This window comes from Nocardiopsis trehalosi NBRC 14201 (assembly GCF_001552555.1).
Taxonomy (GTDB): Bacteria; Actinomycetota; Actinomycetes; order Streptosporangiales; family Streptosporangiaceae; genus Nocardiopsis_B; species Nocardiopsis_B trehalosi.
The window spans coordinates 1-5,792 of the sequence record NZ_BCRK01000267.1; the positions used below are offsets into that span (position 1 = coordinate 1).

Sequence of the window (5,792 nt, forward strand, 5' to 3'; positions counted from 1 at the left end):
CATCCAAAAAATCACTCCCTAGGCCGCCCGATGGGGGACCGGTGCCCACGTCGGTCGTCCTGAACGATGGCCGACCACCCCCTGAGCCGGATGCCGCTGTATCCGGAGTGCCTTCAGGAGGAGTCCCCGACGATACGTGCGGGGAGGGGCCGGGCCCCTCCCCGCACGCGTGTCCGGGGTCAGCCGGCGCGGTGGTCGGGGGCGGCCGCCGGTGCCGGCGCGGGGGACCGGTCGGACTCTTCGTAATCTTCGTCGTAAAGGCCGTCGAAATACTCTTCTTCGGTCACCGGGCGCTCCGTGCGGCGTCCCACCCACCGCGACCCCACGAACAGCGGTAGCACCAGCGCGAACGCCGGCACCAGGTAGGCCCCCGCCGCCAGCAGCGCGAGCGCGCCCTCGGCGCCGGGCAGCGACGCGGGGACGCGCTCCAGCAGATCGGGGCGGATCAGGGCGGTCACCGTGGCGCCGACCAGGGTCAGCCCGGCGACGCCGGGGAGCAGCGGGGTGAGCCGGGGCGGGACCAGCGCCAGACCCAGCAGCAGGGCGACGGCGGCCAGGACGCCCACGGTGACGACCCCGCCCGTTGCGGGGAAGGCGCCGGACCCGGCGGCCTCGCGGGCCAGGCGGGGCAGGGTCCATCCGGTCGCGAGCATGGCGACCGGGGCGAGGGCCAGGCCGACGACGAAACCGACGACGTGTCGCACAGGGGTGCTCCTCTCACGTTGAGGAAGCACCATAGCGACAATCCTCGAATAGAGGTCATTTACGGATACTTGCCATCGAATGCCGCAGGTGGCGGCCCCGCGCCGCCCCGCCCGCCCGGCCGCCTCCCCGCCGCCCGGACCCGCCCCGACTACCCTGGAGACCGTGAACGACGCAGCACCGGCCTCCGGCCCGGACCACGACCCCGACGTCATCGCCCTCGCGACCCAGGTGTTCCAGCTCGCCCGCACCGGCGACACCGCGACCCTGGCCGCCTACCTCGACGCCGGCGTCCCGGTCGACCTCACCAACGACTCCGGCGACACCCTGGTCATGCTGGCGGCCTACCACGGCCACCCCGCCACCGTGTCCCTGCTGTGCGAGCGCGGCGCCGACGCCGACCGCCGCAACGACCGCGGGCAGACCCCGCTGGCCGGAGCCGTCTTCAAGGGCGAGGACGAGGTCGTGTCCATCCTCATCGCACACGGCGCCGACCCCCGGGCCGGCACCCCCTCGGCATGGGAGGCGGCACAGATGTTCGAGAAGGACCACTACCTCCGCTTGTTCGACCCCGACACCACCTGAGCCCGCCGTGGCCGCACCGCAGCCCGCCCACCCCCGGCCGGTGATCGACCCCTCCGTGCCCCCGGCCGGGCGCGCGCTCCTCGCCGCCAACCCCGGCGTCCTCACCCCGGCCACCCACCCCACCCCGCAGCGGCCGCGCCGCCCCGGCGCCGCGGCCGCCCTGCGGCCCGCCGCCTGGCTGCTGGTGCCGCCCCTGCTCCTCGCCGTCGGGCTGGCCCTGCGCCTGCCGCCGGTCGTGTTCGGCGCCGCTGTGCTGTTCGCGTTCCTCATCGGCACCACCGGCGGGGCGCCGCCCGCCCGCCGCGCCCCCGAGTCGCCGGCCGCCGCGGCGGCCCGCCGCTACCACGGCCGCTACTTCGTCGCCGCCGACTTCGACGCCTCCGCCCGCGCCCTGCTCGTGCGCGCCCAGGACGCCATCGACACCGTCACCGACGCCGGACCGCCGGACACCGGCGACATCGACGCCATCGACGCCATCGACAACGAGGTGGTGCTGCCCCGCCAGCTCTGGGACATCGCCACCACCCTGCGCCACCTCACCGACCTGCGCGACCGCGCCCGCGCCGCCGACCCCGCCCGGCTGGGGGTCGACGTCGGCGACCTGCTCGCCGAGCGCCGCGCGGCACTGGCGGCCGCCGAGGGGGCCGCCACGGCCCGGGTCGAGGCCCTGGAGCGCTACGCCGCCCACGTCACGGCCGCCGAGGAGCACCGGCGGCGGCTGCGTGAACTGCGCCTGCTCCTGGACGAGCAGCAGGAGTACCGCGACCTGCTCGCCGCCACCGCCGCCGACGAGTACGCGGTCGGCCACATCGACGAACTCGCCGCCCGCGCCCGCGCGGCAGAGGCCCACCTGGGCCGCGCCCTGGAGGCAGCGGTGGAGGAGGCCCGCACCTTCGCCCCGTTCGAGGACGACACGGACACGGACACCGCCGGCGGCACCGACGGCGCGGTGGAGGGGGAGCCGCCCCGCTGACCTCCGCCGGTGGGGCGCGGCGGGTCAGTCCGCCGCACCCACCGGGTGCCCGTGCTCCAGGTAGGCGGTCGTGCCGGCCGCCGCGGCGGCCAGGGCGCGCGCCACGCGGCGCGACCGCGCCGCGCTGAGGTGGCCGCCCAGATCGCCGGGGGCCACCATGCGCGCGTCGCGCAGCTCGTCCTCGGGCAGCCGGACCGCCGCGAAGTCGCCGGCCGCCAGCGGTCCGGCGAACACGTAGATGGTCGACGGCCGGTGGTCGGGCGCGGTGTGCGGCGGCTGCCAGTCGACGCACACCAGGCCGCCGGTGAGGCGCGGGACGAAGCCCAGCTCCTCCGCGCACTCGCGGCGGCACGCCGCCCACGGGGACTCGTCGGCCTCCACGACCCCGCCCGGCAGGCTCCACCCCGGCTTGTAGGTGGGCGCCACCAGCAGGACGCGGCCCTGGTCGTCGGTGAGCAGCGCGGAGGCGGCGCTGCGGCTGCGGGGCAGGCGGGCGAAGAACTCCGCGTCAGGCTCGGCCATGCCCCGATGCTACGCACCCGGCCGCCCCCGGGCGGCCCGCACCGCACCGTCCCGTCAGACCCGCGCGGGGTAGGGGGCCGAGGGGGTCAGGGCCGGCCCCGTCCTACGGGTGCGCAGCCACACCACGGCCGCGATCACGGCGACGGTGGCGCTGGGCACGAGCAGGACGGGCGACCCGGTGCCCGCCGACCGGTCCGCGATGGAGGCGCCGACGTCGATGTGCAGGGCGATGACGAAGAGGAAGGTGACGGTGTTGAGCAGCGCGTGGATGACGACCGCGGTCTCGATGCCGCCGGTGCGCCAGGTGATGACGGCCAGGCTGACGGCGAGCGTGAAGTACCAGATGTTGATCCACGCATCGGACGCGCCGTGGATGGACGCGAACACCACGCTGGAGACGAGGACGCCGAGGACCAGTGCCGTGCGCGGACCGCGGCTCCAGCTCCCGGCGACGCGGAAGACGAGTCCGCGCAGGCCGTACTCCTCGCCGGCCGCCTGAAGGGGCACCAGCAGGAGGGTGAGGACGAGCATGCCGACCAGGTCGGCGACCGGCCAGTGGGTCTGCTCGGGGGGCACCGAGACCTGCATGACGGTCGTGGCGATCAGCCAGAAGGGGCCGATGAACAGGAGGGCCCTGCCGAGCACGTCGAATCGGAGGCGCGAGACCACCGAGTGCAGCGAGGCGCCCTGCACTCCGTAGAGCCACCGCTGGATGAGCATGCTCCACGGGATGAGCAGGGCGAGCGAGAACATGCTCGCGCCGTGGTAGAGCAGTGTGTAGTCGGTGCCGCCCGCTGCCGGGTTGGTGCTGCCCAAGCGCGCGTCGACGAAGGCGGCGGCCTGGGTGATGGCGAAGCCGAAGACGAACATCCCGGCGATCAGGAGCACGATCGCGAGGACGCCGCGTCCGATGCGGCGCTTGTCGCCGGCGAGCACGCGGTGGTACTCCACGCCCGGCGGGACCGTGCGGCGTGCGTCGACCGCTCGCGCGCTCGCGGTCGAAGGGGAACGGTGGTCGGTGGGGTCCATGCTCCGAACCTAGATCGGAGCAGGGTTGTGACAGAGTGTCACAGGTCCTGGTTTTCCTCCGCACTCCTCACGGGTCGGGCATGACAGATGACATGCACCGACGGGCCGGTGCCGGCGCTCCCCGCCGGCGGTCCGACGACTGCGGGCGTGCCGTCCGACCGGCGACGGTCCCGGTTCCGGCCGAAGCCGGTCCGCGCCCGCGCTAGGGTCGCGTCCGTGCGCATTCCGACCGATGACGAGATCGACGCCCTGCACGAGCGGCACGCGCCCACGCCGGAGGCGCTGGAGAAGGTCCGGAGCCACTGCCGGATCGTGTGTGCGATCGCGGAAAGGTTGCTCGACCGCTCCGGCCACGGCCTGGACCGGGCGCTGGTGCGGGCCGGTGCGCTGCTGCACGACGTCGGTGTCTACCGGCTGGCCGGTCCGGACGGCGCCGAGCCCTATATCCGGCACGGGGTCCTGGGGCACGGGCTCCTCGCCGAGGAGGGCCTGCCCGACATTCTGTGCCGGTTCTGCTCGCACCACACCGGCGCCGGGTTGACGCGCGCCGACGTCCGCCGGCAGCGGCTGCCCCTCCCCGAGGCCGACTACCTGGCCGAGACCGGCGAAGAGGCGGCCGTGATGTACGCCGACGCCTTCCACAGCAAGACCGACCCGCCGGTGTTCGTCTCGGCCGACACAGCGGCGGCCGCGCTCGCCCGGTTCGGCCCGGGACCGGCGGGCCGGTTCGCCGCCCTGCGGGAGCGGTTCGGCGACCCCGACCTGGCCCCGCTGGCGGCCGTCCACGGCCACGCCCTGGTCTGAACCCCCGAACCCCGGGAACGGGGTCCGGCCACCGGTGGTCGTCCATGGTCGCGCCCTGGTCCGGGCGCCCGCTGTCCGGCGGATGGTGTCCGGGCACCTGCGGCGGCCCACGGCCACGCCCCGGTTCGCATGCCCACCGCCCGCCCCCGGCAACGGGGCCCGGCCGCCGGTCGCCGCCGGTGCCAAGGTGCCCGCTATGCTCCCCCGCATGGTCTTCCGCCCTCGATCGGCTGCGATGTGCCGTCATGTCTGATCCCATCCGCCATCGCGCCTCCGGACTCGGCCTGGCGGTCGGGTCCGCTCTGGCCTTCGGGGGGTCCGGCCCCTTCGCCCGACCCCTCATCGACGCCGGGCTGGACCCGCTGCACGTCACCTGGCTGCGCATCGCCGGCACCGCGCTGGTCCTACTGCCGCTCGCCGTGCGCCACCGCCGCGTCCTGCGCACCCACCCCTGGCTGCTCCTCGCCTACGGCGTGTTCCCCATGGCGGGCGTGCAGGCGTTCTACTTCGCCGCCATCGCCCGCATCCCGGTCGGGGTGGCGCTGCTCATCGAGTTCCTCGGCCCCGTCCTGGTGCTGGGCTGGCTGCGCCTGGTGCGCCGCCGCCCCGTCTCCCGCTCCGCCACGGTGGGGGTCGTGCTGGCCGTCGCCGGGCTGGCCTGCCTGGTCGAGGTGTGGGCCGGGGTGCGCCTCGACGCCGTCGGCCTGGCGCTGGCCCTGGGCGCGGCCGCCTGCCAGGCCGGCTACTTCCTGCTGTCGGACGCGGCCGGCGAGGAGGTCGACCCGCTCGCCGTCGTCTCCTACGGGGCGCTGGCGGCGGCCGTCCTGATCACCGCCGTCGCGCGGCCGTGGACCCTGCCCTGGGGACTGCTCACCGGGCCGGTCGACATCGCGGGGTGGCGGGCATCGGGGCTGGTCGCGGTCGCCTGGCTGGTCCTGGTGGCCACCGCGCTCGCCTACGCGCTGGGGGTGGCGGCCGTGCGCCGGCTGTCGCCGGTGGTGGCGGGCGCCGTCGCCTACCTGGAGGTGGTCACCGCGATCGTCCTGGCCTGGCTGATGCTGGGCGAGGCCCTCACCCCGCCGCAGATACTCGGCGCCGTGGTCGTGGTGGCCGGGGCGTTCGTGGCGCAGCGCGCGGTGCCCGCCGCCCCGCCCGCCCCGGCGCCCGAGGCGGGCCC

7 protein-coding genes are annotated in these 5,792 nt (G+C 75.6%); 4 read left to right on the forward strand and 3 right to left on the reverse strand.

Translation table 11 applies throughout. From position 1 onward, the window contains the following. Positions 1 to 179: 179 nt before the first annotated feature. Positions 180 to 704, reverse strand: coding sequence for a hypothetical protein (locus tag NT8_RS26760; protein ID WP_067975507.1), 525 nt, complete (start codon positions 702 to 704; stop codon positions 180 to 182). A gap of 163 nt (positions 705 to 867) precedes the next feature. Here NT8_RS26760 and NT8_RS26765 point away from each other — a divergent pair, with 163 nt between their 5' ends. Beyond that, positions 868 to 1,287 carry an ankyrin repeat domain-containing protein gene (locus NT8_RS26765; RefSeq protein WP_067975521.1) on the forward strand — a complete coding sequence of 140 codons (420 nt, stop codon included), beginning with the start codon at positions 868 to 870 and terminating at the stop codon, positions 1,285 to 1,287. 40 nt (positions 1,288 to 1,327) lie between these two features. Next, positions 1,328 to 2,260: a hypothetical protein gene (locus NT8_RS26770; RefSeq protein ID WP_217999324.1), complete on the forward strand. Its 933-nt coding sequence runs from the start codon at positions 1,328 to 1,330 to the stop codon at positions 2,258 to 2,260. A 24-nt stretch (positions 2,261 to 2,284) separates the two neighbouring features. Here NT8_RS26770 and NT8_RS26775 read toward each other — a convergent pair whose 3' ends face one another. Beyond that, positions 2,285 to 2,782, reverse strand: a complete 498-nt coding sequence (locus tag NT8_RS26775) for an NUDIX domain-containing protein (RefSeq protein WP_067975513.1) — start codon at positions 2,780 to 2,782, stop codon at positions 2,285 to 2,287. A 54-nt stretch (positions 2,783 to 2,836) separates the two neighbouring features. Continuing rightward, on the reverse strand, positions 2,837 to 3,733 hold the full coding sequence (locus tag NT8_RS26780; protein WP_245646350.1) for a CPBP family intramembrane glutamic endopeptidase: 897 nt from the start codon (positions 3,731 to 3,733) through the stop codon (positions 2,837 to 2,839). 294 nt (positions 3,734 to 4,027) lie between these two features. Here NT8_RS26780 and NT8_RS26785 point away from each other — a divergent pair, with 294 nt between their 5' ends. Together NT8_RS26785 and NT8_RS26790 are read left to right on the forward strand one after the other, a co-directional pair. After that, positions 4,028 to 4,615: an HD domain-containing protein gene (locus NT8_RS26785; protein WP_067975516.1), complete on the forward strand. Its 588-nt coding sequence runs from the start codon at positions 4,028 to 4,030 to the stop codon at positions 4,613 to 4,615. Between the two features lie 245 nt (positions 4,616 to 4,860). Then, on the forward strand, positions 4,861 to 5,792 hold a 932-nt coding region (locus NT8_RS26790), incomplete at its 3' end, for an EamA family transporter (protein ID WP_067975519.1).

What these genes read in the sequence shown, in the direction of transcription:
- NT8_RS26775 (WP_067975513.1), bottom strand. Translation starts at nt 2,782, where the DNA reads ATGGCCGAGCCTGACGCGGAGTTCTTCGCCCGCCTGCCCCGCAGCCGC.